14 protein-coding genes are annotated in these 19,222 nt (G+C 51.9%); 7 read left to right on the top strand and 7 right to left on the bottom strand.

All coding sequences use genetic code 11. The features are described 5' to 3' along the window. Positions 1-230: 230 nt before the first annotated feature. From L6466_RS05165 to rlmH, 7 genes are all read left to right on the top strand, one after another. Positions 231-1,454, top strand: a complete 1,224-nt coding sequence (locus L6466_RS05165) for an HD domain-containing protein (RefSeq protein ID WP_091853721.1) — start codon at positions 231-233, stop codon at positions 1,452-1,454. 44 nt (positions 1,455-1,498) lie between these two features. Continuing rightward, the gene (gene lpxD / locus L6466_RS05160; RefSeq protein WP_237801853.1) at positions 1,499-2,536 is read left to right on the top strand and encodes a UDP-3-O-(3-hydroxymyristoyl)glucosamine N-acyltransferase; all 1,038 of its coding nucleotides are present in this window, start codon (positions 1,499-1,501) and stop codon (positions 2,534-2,536) included. A gap of 4 nt (positions 2,537-2,540) precedes the next feature. Beyond that, on the top strand, positions 2,541-3,923 hold the full coding sequence (locus tag L6466_RS05155; RefSeq protein WP_237801854.1) for a bifunctional UDP-3-O-[3-hydroxymyristoyl] N-acetylglucosamine deacetylase/3-hydroxyacyl-ACP dehydratase: 1,383 nt from the start codon (positions 2,541-2,543) through the stop codon (positions 3,921-3,923). Between the two features lie 9 nt (positions 3,924-3,932). Next, the gene (gene lpxA, locus L6466_RS05150; RefSeq protein WP_091853723.1) at positions 3,933-4,703 is read left to right on the top strand and encodes an acyl-ACP--UDP-N-acetylglucosamine O-acyltransferase; all 771 of its coding nucleotides are present in this window, start codon (positions 3,933-3,935) and stop codon (positions 4,701-4,703) included. Next, positions 4,700-5,596, top strand: coding sequence for a tRNA (adenosine(37)-N6)-dimethylallyltransferase MiaA (miaA, locus tag L6466_RS05145; protein WP_237801855.1), 897 nt, complete (start codon positions 4,700-4,702; stop codon positions 5,594-5,596). Before lpxA ends, miaA begins: the two co-directional genes overlap by 4 nt. Next, positions 5,593-7,974, top strand: coding sequence for a transglycosylase domain-containing protein (locus tag L6466_RS05140; protein WP_237801856.1), 2,382 nt, complete (start codon positions 5,593-5,595; stop codon positions 7,972-7,974). The genes miaA and L6466_RS05140 overlap by 4 nt, the downstream gene beginning before the upstream one ends. 330 nt (positions 7,975-8,304) lie before the next feature. Then, a complete protein-coding gene (gene rlmH, locus L6466_RS05135) occupies positions 8,305-8,775 on the top strand; it encodes a 23S rRNA (pseudouridine(1915)-N(3))-methyltransferase RlmH (protein ID WP_091817317.1) in 471 nt (156 codons plus the stop codon). Between the two features lie 52 nt (positions 8,776-8,827). Here rlmH and L6466_RS05130 read toward each other — a convergent pair whose 3' ends face one another. From L6466_RS05130 to L6466_RS05100, 7 genes are all read right to left on the bottom strand, one after another. Beyond that, on the bottom strand, positions 8,828-11,233 hold the full coding sequence (locus tag L6466_RS05130; RefSeq protein WP_237801857.1) for a glycoside hydrolase family 2 TIM barrel-domain containing protein: 2,406 nt from the start codon (positions 11,231-11,233) through the stop codon (positions 8,828-8,830). A gap of 5 nt (positions 11,234-11,238) precedes the next feature. Then, on the bottom strand, positions 11,239-12,708 hold the full coding sequence (locus L6466_RS05125) for a glycoside hydrolase family 28 protein (protein WP_431356511.1): 1,470 nt from the start codon (positions 12,706-12,708) through the stop codon (positions 11,239-11,241). 126 nt (positions 12,709-12,834) lie between these two features. Beyond that, positions 12,835-13,566, bottom strand: a complete 732-nt coding sequence (locus L6466_RS05120) for a YebC/PmpR family DNA-binding transcriptional regulator (protein ID WP_091817307.1) — start codon at positions 13,564-13,566, stop codon at positions 12,835-12,837. Positions 13,567-13,603: 37 nt separating this feature from the next. Beyond that, positions 13,604-16,051, bottom strand: a complete 2,448-nt coding sequence (gene pheT, locus L6466_RS05115) for a phenylalanine--tRNA ligase subunit beta (protein ID WP_237793116.1) — start codon at positions 16,049-16,051, stop codon at positions 13,604-13,606. A gap of 113 nt (positions 16,052-16,164) precedes the next feature. Next, a complete protein-coding gene (locus L6466_RS05110; protein ID WP_091853734.1) occupies positions 16,165-16,959 on the bottom strand; it encodes a prephenate dehydrogenase in 795 nt (264 codons plus the stop codon). Positions 16,960-16,962: 3 nt separating this feature from the next. Beyond that, positions 16,963-18,027 (bottom strand): bifunctional 3-deoxy-7-phosphoheptulonate synthase/chorismate mutase type II, encoded by a 1,065-nt coding sequence (locus L6466_RS05105; protein ID WP_091853736.1) that lies wholly within the window; start codon positions 18,025-18,027, stop codon positions 16,963-16,965. A 3-nt stretch (positions 18,028-18,030) separates the two neighbouring features. After that, positions 18,031-19,191: a pyridoxal phosphate-dependent aminotransferase gene (locus L6466_RS05100; RefSeq protein WP_237801858.1), complete on the bottom strand. Its 1,161-nt coding sequence runs from the start codon at positions 19,189-19,191 to the stop codon at positions 18,031-18,033. Positions 19,192-19,222: the final 31 nt, after the last annotated feature.

Raw genomic sequence — 19,222 nt, 5'->3', positions numbered from 1 at the left:
TATTATGTTAATGATTATTTCTTGCTAGAAAGCGTTGATGCAAATATATAGGCAAAAATCATGAAACTGACAATCTGTCTCGATTTTTTCTTGCATTTTAACATTTCACGCAAAACCTTTAAAATCCGTTTGCTCGCTGACGAAAGAAATTTGCATTCGTTTAATAATTTAATTTAAGTAAATTTTTGCTTTTCACGCCATTTTTTCGTACCTTTGCAGTCAGAAGAATTATGGACGACGCAAAAATCATCAACGACCCGGTATTCGGGTTTATCAAAATACCACGCGGCCTGCTTTATGACATCGTGAAGCACCCGCTGTTTCAACGACTCAATCGCATCAATCAACTGGGTCTGGCATCTGTGGTCTATCCAGGTGCCCGCCATACGCGTTTTCAGCACTCGCTAGGCGCTTTCTACCTGATGAGTGAAGCCATCCAGTCACTTCAGCAGAAAGGACAGTTTATTTTTGACTCTGAAGCCGAGGCAGTAGAGGCGGCCATCCTGATGCACGACATCGGGCACGGCCCGTTCTCGCACGTACTGGAGAATACCCTCATCAGGGGCATCTCCCATGAGGACATCTCGCTGATGATGATGGAGCAGATCAACAAGGATTTGGGAGGACAGTTGAACCTGGCCATCTCTATCTTCAAGGACCACTATCCGAAACGTTTTCTGCACCAGTTGATATCCAGTCAGCTGGACATGGACCGACTGGACTATCTGCGTCGTGATTCGTTCTTCACCGGTGTCACGGAGGGCAATATCGGCTCTGCCAGAATCATCAAGATGCTGAACGTGGTAGACGACCGTTTAGTGGTTGAACAAAAAGGTATCTATTCACTCGAGAACTATCTGACTACCAGGCGGTTAATGTACTGGCAGGTATATCTCCACAAGACGGCTGTTGCCTACGAAAAGGTGCTGGTCAACATGCTGACCAGGGCAAAGGATCTGGCCAAACGGGGACATCAGGTATTTGCGTCGCCTGCCCTCTCCTACTTCATCGAAAACGATGTCAACGCACAATGGTTTGCCGACCACGAAGAGGCGCTTCACATGTACGAGGAACTGGACGACAGCGACATCTGGAGTGCCATGAAAGCATGGAAGCATTCCGATGACAAGATACTGTCGACCCTGGCTACGGATATGCTGGACCGCCGCATCTTCAAGGTGGAGGTACACGACAGTCCCATCACCGACGAACGTATTGACGAGCTGCAGACCATGATAGCGCGGAACATGGGCATCGACAAGAGCGACGCCCACTACATGATGAGCATCAACAGAATTCAGAAAGATATGTACGCCGTTGACGACGATTCTATCGACATTCTCTACAAAGACGGCACCATCAGGGACATCTCGGAAGCCTCGGAGATACTGAATGTGGCGCTTCTTTCTAAAAAAATACGAAAATATTACCTTTGTTATCAACGTTTTCAATAAAAATGCTTATCTTTGCATCCTAAAAAGAACACTGAATCATTATTATGGAGTTTACAGCCAAACAAATTGCCGAGTTTATCGGTGGCCGAGTGGAAGGCAACGAAAATGCAGCCGTCCATACATTTGCAAAAATTGAAGAGGGTCAGCCTGGAGCTATCTCGTTCCTCTCGAACCCCAAATATACCCACTATCTTTATGAAACAGCTTCCAGCATTGTCCTGGTGAACGACGACCTGGAATTAGAGCAGGAAGTGAAGGCTACGCTGATTCGCGTAAAGAATGCCTACGAGGCTGTGGCCAAACTGCTGCAGCTCTACGAATCAATGAAGCCTAAAAAGACGGGCATCGATCCACTAGCTTTCGTATCACCTAAGGCCACACTGGGAAAAGACGTATATGTCGGTCCCTTTGCATGCATCGGCGACGGTGCTGTGATTGGCGACGGCACGCAGATCTATCCCCACGTCGTGATTGGCGAGGGTGTGAAGATGGGTGAGAAATGCCTTATCTACCCCAACGTCACCATCTATCAGGGATGTAAGATTGGTCAGAACGTAACGATTCACGCCGGCAGCGTCATTGGTGCCGACGGCTTCGGTTTCGCTCCCAACGTAGAGGGTTACGATAAGATTCCACAGATTGGTATCGTCATCATTGAGGATAATGTGGAGATTGGTGCCAATACCTGCGTAGACCGTTCTACGATGGGTGCTACCGTCATCCACAAGGGTGTCAAGCTGGACAACCTGATTCAGGTGGCTCACAACTGTGAGATTGGCGAGAACACGGTGATGTCTGCCCAGGTAGGCATGGCTGGCAGCACAAAGATCGGTTCGTGGTGTATGGTGGGCGGACAGGCTGGTTTCGCTGGTCATATCCACGTAGCCGACAAAACATTCGTGGGTGCTCAGTGTGGCGTCATCGGCGACACCAAGGGCAATGGCGAACAGCTGATTGGTTCACCTGCCATGGATCCAAAGGTGTACTTCAAGGGCATGGCCATCCTGCGCCGTCTGCCTGATATGTACAAGGAGATGAGCGCTCTGAGAAAAGAATTGGAAGAATTAAAAGCAAACAAATAAGCATATGAAACAGAAGACTCTGAAAGGCAGTTTCTCGCTCTGCGGAAAAGGCCTGCACACTGGACTGAGCCTCACGGTGACGTTCAATCCCGCTCCAGAGAACCACGGTTATAAGATTCAGCGCATCGATCTTGACGGCATGCCTGTCATCGACGCTATAGCCGAAAACGTAGTAGACACACAACGCGGCACAGTGCTTGGTAAGGGCGACATCCGCGTTTCAACAGTAGAACACGGTCTGTCAGCACTCTATGCACTTGGTATTGACAATTGTCTGATTCAGGTAAACGGTCCTGAGTTCCCTATCCTTGACGGCTCTGCCATCCAGTATGTCAACAAGATTGAGGAGATTGGTACTGAGGAACAGAATGCGCCAAAAGACTGGTATGTCATCCGCAAGAAGATTGAGGTAAGAGACGATGAGACCGGCTCTTGCATCACCATCCTGCCTGATGAGCAGTTCTCACTCACCACCATGTGCTCATTCGAGTCAAAATTCATCAACAGCCAGTTTGCAACGCTCGACGATATCACCAAGTATACCTCTGAGATTGCAGCTGCACGTACATTCGTATTCGTACGCGATATCGAGCCACTGGTTCAGGCTAACCTGATCAAGGGTGGTGACATGGACAACGCTATCGTCATCTACGAGCGTCAGACCACTCAGGAGCGTCTCGACATGCTGGCTGACCTGCTGCATGTAGAACATCGTGATGCTACCGAGCTGGGCTATATCCAGCACAAGCCCCTGCAGTGGGAGAACGAGTGCACCCGCCACAAGTTGCTCGACGTGATTGGCGATATGGCACTGATTGGTAAGCCCATCAAGGGACGTATCATTGCAACACGTCCCGGCCATACTATTAATAATAAGTTCGCGCGCGAGATACGCAAGGAGATCCGTAAGCACGAGATTCAGGCCCCTGCCTACGATCCAAACGATGAGCCTGTGATGGACGTGAACCGCATTCGCGAGTTGCTCCCCCACCGCTATCCTATGCAGTTGGTAGATAAGGTCATCGAGATTGGTCCTACAAGCATCGTTGGTGTGAAGAATATCACCAGCAACGAGCCATTCTTCACCGGTCACTTCCCTCAAGAGCCCGTCATGCCTGGCGTACTTCAGATTGAGGCTATGGCACAATGTGGCGGTCTGTTGGTACTCAACGCCGTTGAAGAACCTGAGCGCTGGTCAACCTATTTCATGAAGATTGACGGTGTCAAATTCCGTCAGAAGGTAGTTCCTGGCGACACACTGTTATTCAAGGTAGAGCTGTTGGCACCACTCCGTCACGGAATCTCCACTATGCACGGCTATGCTTTCGTAGGCGACCACGTTGTTTCTGAGGCCACCTTCACCGCCCAAATTGTAAAGAACAAGTAAAAAGACAATATGAATCAAATACATCCCCTAGCAGTAGTTGACCCTGAAGCTAAACTGGGTGACAATAATATCATCGGTCCATTCTGCGTTATCGACAAGAATGTGGTGATGGGTGATAACAACCACCTGCTAAATAATGTGACCATCCATACAGGTGCCCGTATAGGTAGCGGCAACGAGTTTTTCCCTGGTGCCTCTATCTCAACAAAGCCTCAGGACCTGAAGTTCAAAGGTGAGGAGACAACCTGTGAGCTTGGCGACAACAACTCTATTCGTGAGAACGTTACCATCAGCCGTGGTACTGCCAGTCGTGGCAAGACCGTTGTCGGCTCAGGAAACCTGCTGATGGAGAATATGCATATTGCCCACGACTGTATCATCGGCAATGGTTGTATCATCGGCAACTCAACCAAGTTTGCCGGAGAAGTGGAAGTTGACGACTTCGCCATCATCTCTGCCGAGGTGCTATTCCACCAGTTTATCCGCGTAGGCAGCTATGTGATGATTCAGGGTGGCAGTCGCACCAGTCAGGATATTCCTCCCTATATCATCGCTGGAAAGGAACCCATCCGTTTCGCTGGCGTCAATCTGATTGGCTTGCGTCGTCGCGGTTTCTCTAATGAGACCATCGAGATGATTCACGATACCTATCGCACCATCTATGCCAAGGGCATTATCAAGGATGGTGTTGCAGAGGCACGTTTAAAATATCCCGATAGTAAAGAGGTTGAATATATCTGCTCGTTCTTTGAGAACTCAAAGCGCGGAGTCATTCGTTGAAAAAGACGCTGATAGTCATTACCGGACCTACTGCCGTTGGAAAAACGGATTTATGTCTGGACATTGCCAAATATTTTGGCATTCCTATCATCAATGCCGACTCTAGGCAGATTTATCGTGAAATAAAAATCGGTACAGCCGCACCTACTGAAGAACAACTTCGGCAGGTGCGGCATTATTTTGTGGGAACACAGGCGCTCACAGACTATTACAGCGCCTCTATCTACGAGCAAGAGGTGATGCATCTGCTCGACACATTGTTCCAGACCTCCGACTACGCCCTACTCTCTGGTGGCAGCATGATGTATATCGACGCTGTGTGCAACGGCATCGATGATATCCCGACGGTAGATGACGAGACGCGTAACACGCTGAAGAGGCGCTTGGCTGAGGAGGGACTTGATAGTCTGTGCGAGCAACTCCGCATCCTGGATCCAGAGCACTATGAGATAGTGGACAAGAAGAACCCCCGCCGCGTGGTTCATGCCCTGGAGATATGTCTGATGACCGGGCGCACCTATACCTCCTTCCGCACCAACGCGCACAAGGAGCGTCCCTTCAACATTATCAAGATTGGTCTCACACGCAAGCGCGAGATAATCTACGAACGTATCAACAGACGCGTGGACATCATGATGGAACAGGGATTTCTTGACGAGGCACGAAGTGTCTATGCCCTGCGCCATCTCAATGCACTGAATACGGTTGGCTACAAAGAACTGTTCACCTATCTGGATGGCACATGGTCACTCGACGAAGCCATAGAACGCATCAAGGGCAACACCCGCCGCTATGCCCGCAAACAATTGACTTGGTACAAGAAAGACCCTCTTGTCACCTGGTTTTCACCCGATGATAAACAACTGATTCTCAATCATATCATTAAACAATGAATTATATCAGGAAAATCACTGCAGCCACATGGCTCTACTGTAAGAAAGCATTCAAATGGTATATGGGTATATTCAAGGGACGTCCTTGGTATATCAAACTCTTATCGGCAACGGCCTCTGTCATTGTCGCCTTCATACTATATCTGGGAGCTGTTGACATCAACTTCTTGGGATTGTTTGGTAAATCGCCCAGCATGGGCACCATTATCAACACACGTCCGGCTCAGGCTTCAGAGATCTATAGTGCCGACAGTGTGATGATTGGCAAATACTTCAGTGAAAACCGCACACCTGTGACGTATGACGATGTGAACCCCATTTTCTGGACCGCCCTGATTGACACCGAAGACGAGCGTTTCTATCACCATTTCGGCATCGATTTCCAAGCTTTTGGTGCCGCACTAAAGGACTACGTCATCCATCATGATGCACGTGGTGCATCAACCATTACCCAACAGTTGGCAAAGAACCTTTTCCGCGTGCGTACAGAATATTCTACCGGTCTCCTGGGCAGCATCCCTGGTGTCAAAATGCTCATCATGAAGACCAAAGAGTGGATCACTGCCGTAAAGCTGGAAGCCAACTTCAGTAAGGAGGAGATTCTGACAATGTATGCCAACACCGTTGACTTCGGCTCTAATGCCTTCGGCATCAAGACGGCCTGCAAGACTTATTTCAACACAACCCCCCAGAAGCTCACTCCCGAGCAGGCTGCAGTGCTGGTGGGGATGCTCAAGGCTACCACCTACTATAACCCCCGTCTGCATCCAGAGAACAGTATGAACCGACGTAATGTGGTGCTGGGAAATATGCTGCAGAGAGACCATCTTACACAAGCGCAATATGACTCACTGACCATAAAACCCATTGAACTGGACTACAGCGTTGAGAATGCCTATGATGGAAAAGCACTCTACTTCCGCGAAGCCGTGAAGGAATACCTGAACGACTGGTGCAGAGAGAATGGCTACGACCTCTACACAGATGGACTGAAGATCTACACCACCATCGATACCGCCATGCAGCGCTATGCCGAACAGGCAGCATGGGAAAACATGAAACAGTTGCAACAGCGCTTTAACAACCACTGGGGCAGAGTCAATCCCTGGCAAGACGAGTATCATCGCGAGATACCTAATTTCATTGAGAACATCGCCAAGCGTCTGCCCTGCTATAAATATCTCGACAAGCGTTTCGACCATAATCAGGATTCTATCGACTTCTATCTGAACCAGCCACACCCCGTGAAACTGTTCAGCTATGACGGTCCCTACGAAACAGAGATGAGCACGCTCGATTCCATCCGCTATATGGAGCATTTCATGCACTGTGGCTTTACGGCCATCGAACCAAAGACAGGATATGTGAAAGCCTGGGTAGGCGACCTTGACTTTGGTACATGGAAATACGACAAGGTGACAGCGATGCGCCAGCCCGGTTCTACTTTCAAGCTCTTTGTCTATACAGAAGCCATGAATCAGGGACTGACACCCAACGACCGCCGTGAGGACTCATATTTCAGTATGAACGTATGGGACAACGAACAGAAGAAGGAAGTGCTATGGGCACCTACCAATGCAAACGGATTCTTCACAGGCTATAACATGACCTTGAAGTCAGCCTTTGCCCAAAGCGTCAACTCAATCGCTGTTAAGATAGGACAAGAGATGGGTATAGACCGCATTGCAAAGACGGCACACAAGATGGGTATCAAGAGTCCGCTTCACGAGACGCCCTCACTCGCCTTGGGTGCCAGCGATGTGAACCTCTTGGAACTGGTCAACGCCTACTCTACAATCGTCAATGACGGAATGGCACACGAGCCTGTACTCGTGACACGTATCCTCGACCGCGACGGCAATGTCGTATACGAGGCATCCACCGAGCAAACCGAGGCTGTAAGCTATAGGTCTGCATTCTTTATGCAACAGATGCTGATGGCTGGCATGCGTGAACCAGGCGGCACCAGCATGAACATGTGGCGATATGTCAGGAATTTCAGTGATACCGACTTTGGTGGTAAGACAGGAACATCCAACAACCACTCTGATGCCTGGTTCGTAGGCATCAGTCCCAATCTGGTGTGTGGCGCATGGGTAGGCGGCGAATATCGCGCCATCCACTTCCGTACTGGTGAACTGGGACAAGGCAGCCGCACAGCACTCCCCATCTGTGGGCAATTCTTCGAGTCGGTTCTTAGCGACAAGCGATTTAAGCACTATCATGGAAAATTTGGTGCCCCTCGAGATGCCAGCATCTTGGACAGCATGTATCAGGGTATCAGCACCTACGAACCACTCGACAGTCTTGAAGAAGACAGTCTTGACGCCGAGCAGGAGCAAAATATCGAAGAAATACAGGATAGTATTGGCGCTTAGTATAAAAAGCCAAAAACAAGTTGTCGATAAAAATTCGGATAAAATAGACGAATATAGGCATTTTAAGGACTAACAAATGTTAAATAAGCGAATTGTGCACCCACACAACATTTTTTCATAAAAAAAGTTTAAGAAAAACTTGCGCAGTTCAATAATTTTCCATACCTTTGCCAACGTTATCCTGAAAACAATCTTTTTACCTTAAAAGAACTAATACCTATTGAAGATAAGGCGATTGGCTGTGAAGCCCGTCGCTTTTGTTTTTTTATATACGTCCGTATCTGATATTTACAGAAAAATCACTATCTTTGCAGCTGAATACAAGCAGATATGAAAACAGAACTAATCTTAGTTGGCAAAACCGTCAACAAACATTTCATTGCAGGCATCAACGACTATGCCGAACGTATCAGCCATTATATGCCCTTCAACATCATAACGATTCCTGAACTGAAAAACACCAAGAATCTCACGGAAGAGCAACAAAAGACGGCCGAAGGTGAGCTTATCCTTAAACAGATCCAGCCACAAGACACTGTGGTGCTTCTGGATGAACGCGGACGCGAACCACGCAGCGTTGAACTGGCTTCATGGCTTGAGCAGAAACGCAATACGGCCCGCCGACTCGTATTCGTCATTGGCGGACCGTATGGATTCTCTCCTGCTGTCTATCAGCGTGCTAATGAGCAGTTATCACTCTCACGCCTCACGTTCTCACATCAGATGGTGCGCCTGGTGTTTACAGAGCAGCTCTATCGCGCTTGCACCATCATCAAGGGTGAGCCTTATCATCACGAATAAAAAAAACACGCCACGCCCCCTCTCCTCGTCGTTCAGGAAAGGGGCGCGGACGTTATAGCGTGTGCAGTTTTGTCTTTACAGGTTTCATTCCAGGGGCACTAGCGGTGAGTACCACCTGCCCCTTTGCGCCAGCCTTTGAGCGCAGAATCACCGTGCACGTGCCGTTATAAAGACTGCGCCTGCAGCCCACGAGCATCTCGTTAGAGTTGATGTCGCCATTCACCACACCCACGATATCAGCAGGTCCCTCAACAGCGAAAGTCACCTCGCCAGCAGCCGTCTGCACCCTTCTGCCTTTCCTGTCCACAGCCACCACCTGCACATGCTGCAAGTCCGTGCCGTCGGCCCTCCACGCAGCGTTGTCAGTCTCTGCTTTCAGACGCACCGCCTCCGACGTTGTCTCTATCTGATGACGCGCCACCTCGCGCCCGTTGTTGCGCGCGATAGCCACCAGTTTGCCCTGCTCGTATTTCACGTTGTTCCAGCGAATCTGGTTGCGCATCTTCGCATCCTTCACGTCGTTCAGTTTCTTGCCCAGCGACCGGCCGTTGAGCACCAGTTCCACCTCCTCAGCATTCGTATACGTGACCAGCGACAGCACCTGTCCCTGCCTGCGGTTCCAGTGGTCAGTCATGCCGTCGTTGCCCGTCTGCACACCATTCCACATCATGTCGCCCTTCTTCTCGATCACCCCAATGTGCACCACCGGCTCATCAGCCTTGAAGAAACTCTTCATGTAGTACGCCTTCGGCTTCGCGTTCAGTTCCAGGTCGAACACTCCCTGACTCCAGCCCTTTGCAGGCCATCCCTGACTCTCGCCCAGGTAGTCTATAGCCCCCCAGTAAGCCAATCCCATGACCCGCTGCAAGTCCATCTCGAAAAAGTTCTGTCCCATAGCAGCCACCGACGCCTCACTCTGGTAGAACCTCATCCAGGGGAATCGACGCCCGTCGCCCGGGAAGTACATATATCTGTAGTTGTAAGCCTGCACATCCGTCACCATAGCCAGGTCGCACGGCAGCGAGTCCGTCTGCCAGTTGCGGTAGCGCGGATGCATGGCCACCGTGACCAGTCGTGTGGAGTCGTAGCGCTGAATCAGTGTGCGCATCAGTTTAAACATCGTCACGCCAAAATCGTTAAACGGCTGGTTAGCATCCTGTTGCAGTTCGTTGCCCAGGCTCCACATCACCACGCTGGGCGAGTTTCTGTCGCGTTTGATCCACTCCGGCACATCCGTTTGCCACAGCGCCTCAAACGGCACCCGTCCGCCCGTATGCTGACGCGTCCACTTGTCGTAGAGCTCGTCGACCACCAGGATACCATTCTCGTCGCACAGTTCGATGAACTCCCTGCTGTAGGGATTATGACTCGTGCGGATATGATTGATGCCAAACTGCTTCATCAGTTGTATGCGTTTCTCGATGGCCCTGGGATAGGCAGCCGCGCCCAGTGCGCCCAGCGAGTGGTGGTTGGCATACCCCTTCAGCAGCACCTTTTTGCCGTTGAGCAGCAAGCCCTCGTTGGGCGTTACCTCGACGGTGCGAATGCCGAAGCGCTCCTTCACACAATCCACCGCCACCCCCTTCTCGTTGTAGAGCGTAGCCACGACGGTGTAGAGGTTAGGATGGTCCGTGTCCCACAGTTGCGCATTGGGTATCTCCACCTCGGCCAACTGCTGTTCCACGATGCGTGTAGGCGTAGAGCGACGCATCTCTGTCCTCCCCTCATAGACCGTCTGTCCCTGCGGGTCGAGGATGCGCAGCGCTACCGGCATTTTCTTGTCGCGCCCGCGCGAAGCCACCTCGGCAGCGATGGTCACAAAGCGGTTGTCGCGCGTGGTGATGCGCAGCGGGTGACGCTCAAAATACAAGTCGCGGTTGGTGCTCACCAGTTTCACGTCGCGAAACAGTCCGCCACCCGTGTACCAGCGAGAGTTGCCAGGCTCGCGCGTGTCGGCACACACAGCCACCACGTTGTCCTGTCCCACCTTCAGTTCCTGAGTCACATCTATCTGGAACCCCACGTAGCCATAGTCCGTACCTCCCACCTTTTTGCCGTTCACATAGACATCGCCCACATACATGATGCCACCGAAATCCAGCAGCAGTCGGCGCCCCCTGAGCGAGTCGGCCGGCACCAGGTGCAACCTGTACCATCCCTGCCCCATCTCCTTGAAGCCACGACTGCTCAGTCGACTCTTGATATTGGCCGCAGGGTCGTCATTATCAGCCTTCTCGCCAGCTGCAGGAGCCACCCACGGCTGTTCTATCTGGAAATCATGAGGAACGATAACCTCACGCCAACCGCTATCATTCAGTCCAGTCTTTTCACCATTATCTACATCGCCAGCCAGAAAACGCCAGCCATCATTCAGAGTCTGCACATGACGTTGTGCCATAGCAGTAGTCATTCCGAAGGCAACTACTGCCAATAAAGTCCCCAATCCAGTTCTTGTCATTATGATTATTTGTAAAGACTAATATTTACATTCTTTTTCGTGATATTCTTGCTGTACTGGAAAGTTGCATCATGACGGGCCGAGATAGAAATATTCTCGAGGTTGATACCATCGATAGGCATCTCAGGCAACCCGTTGAACTCCATGGCATAACCTGCATGATAGCAATTCACATTACGGATATCGATGTGACGGAAAATGGGTGTCTCCTCTGTTACAGGCATCGTCGTAACCTCCGAACTGGTTCCGCCTTCAGCCAACACCTCGGCAACCGACTTTCCACCATAATACATATTAAATGTCACGGCATAGGTGGCGATATTGGTCATAGAGATGCCGTCGATGAAGATATTCTCCACGATGCCGCCGCGACCGCGGGTGGACTTGAAGCGCAGGCCCACATCGGTGCCCACAAACTGGCAGTTGCGCACGGAGATATTCCTGACGCCACCACTCATCTCTGAGCCCACCACAAAGCCGCCGTGACCGGCAAAGACGGTGCAGCCGTCGACCACCACATTCTGGCAGGGCATACCGCGTCGGCGGCCGTCGGCATCCTTGCCGCTCTTGATGCAGATACCATCGTCGCCGGCATCGAAGCGCGAGTTGACGATGAGGGCGTTCTTGCACGACTCTAAGTCGAGCGCGTCGCCATTCTGCGCATAGGCAGGATTTCGAGCCAATATACGGTCGATGATGATATTCTCGCACATCAGGGGGTGGATGTTCCATGCGGGCGAGTTTTGGAAGATGACGCCCTGCAGCAGCACGTTTCTGCAATCCACCAAACTTACCATCACGGGGCGCAGAAAGCGCTTCACGGCCTGCCAGTCGGCCTCTGTCTGAACGTCGGGCACATTCATGTTGGCGCCCTTTTCGCCCTTGGCATAGCCCTCTGAAGGCACCCAGTAGTCTTTTCTTATGGCCACGCTGCCGGGGACGGCCAGCAGGCGCTTCCAGTGGCTGTCGGTGACCTTGGCCCGCTTCACGGGGCGCCAGTACTGTCCGTTGCCGTCGATGACGCCATCTCCCGTGATGCTGATATTCTCGGCACCGCTGGCACTGAGGGGCGACTGGCAGCGGCGGGTGTCGAGCCCCTCGAACGAGGTGCTGACGAGGGGATAGAGCGACTCGTCGGGGGCGAAGAGCACCACGGCCCCTTTCTCCAGGTGGAAATCAATGTTTGACCGGAGCACGATAGGTCCGGTGAGCCACACGCCGCGGGGCACGATGAGGTGTCCGCCACCCTGCAGGCTCAGTGTCTTGATGGCCTTTGCAAAGGCGTCGGTGCAGAGCTTGGTGCCTGTGGGGTCGGCACCGAAATCGGTCAGCACCACCCGTCGCCCGGGTATCTTGGGAGCCTTGAATTCCGGCAGGGCAAAGGGCAGGTTGGCTGTGTACTGTTTGTAAGGATTCTTGGCCGCGGCACACACAGCCACAGCAACGAGCATAGCAGAAATTAGTTTTCTAAGCATAGTTAGTATTTTGTTTTGAGTATTTTAGTTTGGCGCCAAAGGTACGAAAAAAAAGCGATACAAGCAAAAGAAAAAGCGAGAAACCTAAAGATTCTCGCTTTTTTTTATACGAAACGCGGCAAGGCCTTACGCCTCCTCGGGCTTCATGTTGGTATAGACGGTCTGCACGTCGTCGAAGTCCTCGAGCTTCTCCACCATCTTGTCGATGGTCTCGCGCTGCTCGGCCGTCACGTCCTTCAGGTCGTTAGGAATACGAGTGAACTCGGCACCGGTCACCTCGAAACCGTTCTCCTCCAGATGCTTCTGCACTGCGCTGAAGCTTGAAGGGTCGGCATAGATAGTGATGCTGTTCTCCTCCTCGTCCTCGTCGTACTCGTCCTCCACGCCGTAGTCAATCAGGTCGAGAATCATCTCGTCCATATCCAGTCCGTCCTTCTTCTTGAAGGTGAACACTGCCTTGTGGTCGAAGAGGAACGACAGTGAGCCCTGTGTGCCCAGGTTGCCATTAAACTTGTTGAACACGGAGCGCACGTCGCCCACGGTGCGGGTGGTGTTGTCGGTCAGCGTCTCCACGAAGATAGCGATGCCGTGAGGACCGTATCCCTCGTAGTTCACCTCCTTATAGTCGCTCTGGTCCTTACCCATAGCGTTCTTGATAGCACGCTCAATGTTGTCCTTTGGCATGTTCTCGCGCTTGGCGTTGGCAATGATAGCACGCAGCGCAGGGTTGTTCTCGGGCTCAGGACCACCAGCCTTCACGGCGATGGCAATCTGCTTGCCGATTTTTGTAAATGTCTTGGCCATGTGGCCCCATCTCTTCAGCTTTGTAGCTTTACGATATTCAAATGCTCTTCCCATTGTATTTAATTCTTAATTCTAAATTCTTAATTCTAAATTAACGAAGTTCAGCATTTAGCTGCTTCTTCAGGTTGGCAATCAGCTTCTGCATGATGGCATCAATCTGCTTGTCGTTCATGGTCTTCTCTGTGTCCTGCAGGATGAAGTTCACTGCATACGACTTCTTGCCCTCAGGCAGGTTCTTACCCTCATAGACGTCGAAGAGCTCTACCTTCTTCAGCAGTTTCTTCTCCGTCTGACGGGCAATCTGCTCTATCTGGGCAAACTCCACGGCATTGTCAACAAGCAGAGCCAGGTCGCGACTCACGGCAGGATGCTTGGAAATCTCGGTGAAGGTCACCTCGTTCTTCTTCGTGGCCTTCATCAGTTGCGTCCAGTTGAGTTCGGCGAAATAGACGGGTTGCTGCAGGTCGAACTGCTTCAGCAGCTTCTTTGACAGGATACCCATCTCGATGAGTTTCTTGCCGCCGCGGTTCTCGATGACGATGCCGGCAGAGAAATCAGGATTCTCGCTCTTCTTCTGCACCATCAGGCCCTGCTTCATGCCTATGCGACTCAGGATATTCTGCACATAAGCGGCCAGTTCGTAGTAGGTAGAGTCCTCGTTGGGATGAGCCCAAGAGCCCTCTACACGCTTACCGGTGACCCAGATGCCCATGAAGTTCTCTTCCTTGTAGGCCTGAATAGGATTCTCCTCGTTCAGCTTCTCGGGGTCGAAGAAATAGCAGTTGCCAAACTCGAAGAAACGCAGGTTGGCCTGCTTGCGCTTCACATTGTGCTCCACGCTCTCAAGACCGCCGTAGAGCAGCGTCTGACGCATCACGCCAAGGTCGCTCGACAGGGGGTTCATAATCTTCACCACGGTGTCGCTCTCACCATAGTAGGCAGTCTTGGTGAGCGAGTTGTTCAGTATCTCGTTGAAGCCAGCACCCACCAGCTGCTCAGACACCAGGTTCTGCAACTTGTGCTTGCGGTCTTCCTCGCCCTTGATGACGAGGCTCGACTTCAGCTGTGTGGGTATCTCCACATTATTATAGCCATAGATACGCAGGATATCCTCTACCACGTCGCAGGGGCGAGTGACGTCCACGCGATAGGCGGGAATCTCCAGTTTCAAGCCCTCGGCCGTCTCCTGGAGCACCTTCATCTCCAGCGTCTGACAGATATTCTTGATGGTTTCTACGGGGATATCCTTGCCCACGAGGTTGTGCACGTAGCTGTACTGCAAATCGACGACGGCATTCTCCATCTTCTCTGGATAGACGTCGCAAATCTCCATAGACACCTTTCCGCCAGCCAACTCCTTGCAGAGCAGGGCGGCCTGCTTCAGGGCGTAGATCACGCCATTGGGGTCGATGCCACGCTCAAAGCGGAACGAGGCGTCGGTGCTCAAGCCGTGACGGCGGGCCGACTTGCGAATCCACGTGGGATGGAAGTAGGCGCTCTCGAGCACCACGTTTGTCGTGGTCTCGTAGGTGCCGCTACCCTTGCCACCGAATACGCCGGCTATACACATGGGCTCCTCTGCATTGCAGATAGCCAGGTCGCGCTCAGAGAGCTTGTGCTCCTCGCCGTCGAGGGTCACGAAGGGTGTGCCCTCGGGCATCGTCTTCACCACAATCTTGCGACCCTTCACCATATCGGCATCAAAGGTGTGCAGGGGTTGGCCGTAGGCCATCATCACATAGTTGGTGATGTCCACGATATTATTGATAGGACGCAAACCGATGGTGGTCAGCTTGTTCTTCAGCCAGTCGGGCGACTCCTTCACCTGGCAACCACTGACGCTCACGCAGGCATAGCGCTTGCAGGCCTCTGTGTTCTGAATCTCCACCTCGATGGGGAGGTCGTGATTGTCGACAGCGAAAGCGTCGTCGGAGGGGCGGTGCAGACTTGTCTCGTAGCCGTTTTGCTTGAGCCAGGCGTAGAGGTCGCGCGCCACGCCCCAATGAGACAGGGCATCGGCACGGTTGGCAGTGATGTCCACCTCGATGAGCCAGTCGCTCTCCAGATTGTAATACTCGGCAGCGGGCGTACCTACCACGGCGTCGTCGGGCAGCACGATGATACCATCATGACTGGTGCCCACGCCTATCTCGTCCTCGGCACAGATCATACCGTTAGACTCGACGCCACGCAGTTTGGATTTCTTGATAACAAATTCCTGGTCGCCGTCGTAGAGCACGCAACCCAGGTCGGCCACGATAACTTTCTGACCAGCAGCCACATTGGGTGCACCACACACAATCTGTGAGGGTTCGCCCTTGCCCAGGTCAACTGTGGTCACGTGCAGGTGATCAGAGTTGGGATGCACTTCGCAAGTGAGCACCTTGCCCACGTAGAGTCCTTTCAGCCCACCACGAATGGACTGCACTTCTTCCAGAGCGTCAACTTCAAGTCCCGTAGAGGTCAGCGCATCACATACCTGCTGCGGCGAAAGGTCGAAATCAACGTATTCTTTCAGCCATTTATAAGAAATATTCATTCCTAAAACAATTGTTTAAATTCGAATTCGGCTGCAAAGGTACAAAATAAATTGCAATTAACGCCAAAAAAAATCTGATTATCCATTGCGAATAACCAGATTTTCTCGTTTTTCTATCGCTTTATTTCAATGTCGCGGCGCACATTGTCGCGAATCTTGGTGAGATAGCGCTTCATGGCGGCAGCATCTTTTGTGTCGATAATCTCGAGCAGCTCCTTTAATTCTGTACGGATTTGCGACACCTGATCGTGGGTGTAGGGGTTGAACAGGATTTCCTGCAACAGGTAGTCGTCCTCATTGAGCACGCCCTTGGCAATGCGCATGTGGCGCTTGAAGGTGGTGCCGGGCGCATCCTGATGTTTCATCACGGCCGCAAAGACAAAGGTGGAGACGAAGGGGATACTCAGCGAGTAGGCCACCGTCTTATCGTGCTCCTCGAAGGTGTACTCGTAGATGTTGAGCCCCAGCTTCTGGTAGAGGTCCTTGAAGAAGCAGCGCCCCATGCAGTCGCCCTCCTGGATGATGATGGCGTTCTCCTCTGACAGTTGCTGCAGGTTGGCAAACGTGGGTCCAAACATGGGGTGCGTGGACACGTAGCGCATGCCCGTCTGCTCGTAGAAGTCCTTCAGGTCGGTCTTCACGGAGGCTATGTCGCTGATGATGCACTCCTTGGGCAGATAGGGTATCACCTCCTGGAACACGGGGATGGTGTATTTCAGCGTCACGGCATTAATCAGCAGCTCGGGCTTGAAGGCCTGAATCTCTTCGTAAGTAGTAAACCGCTGGCAGTTGTAGGTGAAACGCATGCGCTTGGCATCGCGCTCGAACACAGCCACCTCGTGGTCAAAACTCAGCAGGTCGATGAAGAAACTTCCCATCTTGCCTGCTCCCATCACTAATATTCGCATTTCTTATTTGTTGATAATTTCAATCTGTTGTCTTACACTCTCTTCGTGGATGCCCTCGAAGACTTTTGCCACAAACTCGGAACCCATGCCCAGAAGCGAACCCTGCGCGCCTCGCTTGGCCAGAATCTCGTTGTAGCGCGAGGTCTGCAGCACGGTCATATTATGCTCTTTCTTATACTGACCAATCTCACGGCACACACGCATACGCTTAGCCAGGAGGTCCATCAACTGGTTGTCCAGTTCGTCAATCTGCTTGCGCAACTGCTGGATGCCTTCTGTGGTGGCGTGCTCGTCGCGGATAACGAGCAGCGAGAGGATATAGTCGAGCACATCGGGCGTCACCTGCTGGGCGGCATCGCTCCATGCCTTGTCCGGGTCACAGTGGCTCTCCACAATCAGGCCGTCGAAGCCCAGGTCCATAGCCTGCTGGCACAGCGGAGCAATCAGTTCACGACGTCCACCGATATGACTGGGGTCGCTGATGATTGGCAACTCAGGAATACGACGATGCAACTCGATAGGAATCTGCCACATAGGCATGTTACGATAGATTTTCTTGTCGTAGGAAGAGAAACCACGGTGAATGGCACCCAGACGCTTCACGCCAGCCTGATTGAGGCGCTCCAACGCACCAATCCACAGTTCCAGGTCGGGGTTCACTGGGTTCTTCACAAACACAGGGATGTCAACACCCTTCAGCGAGTCGGCTAGGGCCTGCATAGCAAAGGGGTTGGCCGATGTGCGGGCACCTATCCACAGGATATCAATGCCATACTTCAGGGCCAGTTCTACGTGCTCGGGGGTTGCCACCTCGGTAGAAACCAACATCTTCGTTTCCTCTTTCACCTGCTTCAGCCATTGCAGGGCTGGTTCGCCGTGACCCTCAAAGCCGCCTGGCTTCGTACGAGGCTTCCACACACCAGCACGGAAGTTGTGGCATCCTTTCATTGCCAACTGCTTGGCAGTGGTCATCACTTGTTCCTCGGTCTCTGCAGAACAAGGGCCTGCAATCACAAAGGGACGTTCATTGTCACTCGGAAGGTTCAGTTTTTCTAGTTCCAGTTCCATATCTTATAATGCTTTTTTGATTCTTTCTAATGCTTCTTGTATCTTTTCCTCCTTGGCACACAGCGAGATACGGATATAACGCTCACCATTTGAACCAAAGATAAAGCCTGGGGTGATGAAGACGCGAGCCTCATGGAGCACACGCTCCGTCAGGTCTTCCACGTTCTGAATTTCAGCAGGTATCTTGCCCCAGAGGAACATGCCCACCTGATTCTTGTCGTACGTACAGCCCAGCACATCCATAATCTTCTCGGCCCACTGGCGACGACGGGCATAGGTCTCGATGTTATATTCGCGATGCCAAGCCTCATCATTCTTATAGGCCTCGGCAGCTGCCAGTTGGATGCCACGGAATGTACCACTCTCAATATTGGACTGTACCTTCAGTATCCACTGGATGAACTGTGGATTTGAGGCACAGAGGCCCACACGCCAGCCTGGCATATTATGGCTCTTCGACATCGAGTTGAACTCAATACAGCAGTCCTTAGCGCCTGGTACCTGCAGGATGCTCAGGTGCTCCTCGCTCAGGATGAAGCTGTAGGGATTGTCGTTGACCACTACAATGTCGTGGTCCCTGGCAAATTTCACCAGGCGCTCATAGGTCTTCATCTGGGCACGACCACCCGTTGGCATATTGGGATAGTTGGTCCACATCAGCTTAACCTTCGAGAGATCCATCTTCTCCAGCTCATCGAAGTCAGGCTGCCAGCCATTATCCTCACGCAGGTTGTAGTTCACAATCCTTGCGCCCAGAATCTTTGAGAGCGAGGTGTATGTGGGATAGCCAGGATTAGGCACCAGTACCTCATCGCCAGGATTCACGAAGGCCAGCGTCACGTGCAGGATACCCTCTTTGGAACCTATCAGGGGCAGCACCTCGGTCTTGGCGTCGATATCTACGTTATACCAGCGCTTATAGAACTGTGCCATAGCCTCGCGCAACTCAGGTGTACCCTGTGTAGGCTGATAGCCGTGTGCATTGGGCTGGTTGGCCACCTCACACAGTTTGTCGATGGTCTGCTTTGAAGGAGGCATATCCGGACTGCCGATGGCCAGTGAGATAATATCCTTACCTTCGGCATTGAGTTGTGCCACCTCCTTCAGTTTCCTGCTGAAGTAGTACTCCTGTACTAAACTTAATCTGTCTGCTGGTTGTATCATAATTATCAAATCAAAATCTTAAACCTCAAAT

It is taken from the genome of Prevotella communis (assembly GCF_022024175.1).
Classification (GTDB): Bacteria; Bacteroidota; Bacteroidia; order Bacteroidales; family Bacteroidaceae; genus Prevotella; species Prevotella communis.
The sequence above is the reverse complement of the archived record's forward strand: the minus strand, read 5'-3'. Positions and strand labels throughout refer to the sequence as shown.

Coding starts and splice junctions, on each gene's coding strand:
- L6466_RS05165 (WP_091853721.1), top strand. CDS start 231: ATGGACGACGCAAAAATCATCAACGACCCGGTATTCGGGTTTATCAAA.
- lpxD (WP_237801853.1), top strand. CDS start 1,499: ATGGAGTTTACAGCCAAACAAATTGCCGAGTTTATCGGTGGCCGAGTG.
- L6466_RS05155 (WP_237801854.1), top strand. CDS start 2,541: ATGAAACAGAAGACTCTGAAAGGCAGTTTCTCGCTCTGCGGAAAAGGC.
- lpxA (WP_091853723.1), top strand. CDS start 3,933: ATGAATCAAATACATCCCCTAGCAGTAGTTGACCCTGAAGCTAAACTG.
- L6466_RS05140 (WP_237801856.1), top strand. CDS start 5,593: ATGAATTATATCAGGAAAATCACTGCAGCCACATGGCTCTACTGTAAG.
- rlmH (WP_091817317.1), top strand. CDS start 8,305: ATGAAAACAGAACTAATCTTAGTTGGCAAAACCGTCAACAAACATTTC.
- L6466_RS05130 (WP_237801857.1), bottom strand. CDS start 11,233: ATGACAAGAACTGGATTGGGGACTTTATTGGCAGTAGTTGCCTTCGGA.
- L6466_RS05125 (WP_431356511.1), bottom strand. CDS start 12,708: ATGCTTAGAAAACTAATTTCTGCTATGCTCGTTGCTGTGGCTGTGTGT.
- L6466_RS05120 (WP_091817307.1), bottom strand. CDS start 13,566: ATGGGAAGAGCATTTGAATATCGTAAAGCTACAAAGCTGAAGAGATGG.
- pheT (WP_237793116.1), bottom strand. CDS start 16,051: ATGAATATTTCTTATAAATGGCTGAAAGAATACGTTGATTTCGACCTT.
- L6466_RS05110 (WP_091853734.1), bottom strand. CDS start 16,959: ATGCGAATATTAGTGATGGGAGCAGGCAAGATGGGAAGTTTCTTCATC.
- L6466_RS05105 (WP_091853736.1), bottom strand. CDS start 18,027: ATGGAACTGGAACTAGAAAAACTGAACCTTCCGAGTGACAATGAACGT.
- L6466_RS05100 (WP_237801858.1), bottom strand. CDS start 19,191: ATGATACAACCAGCAGACAGATTAAGTTTAGTACAGGAGTACTACTTC.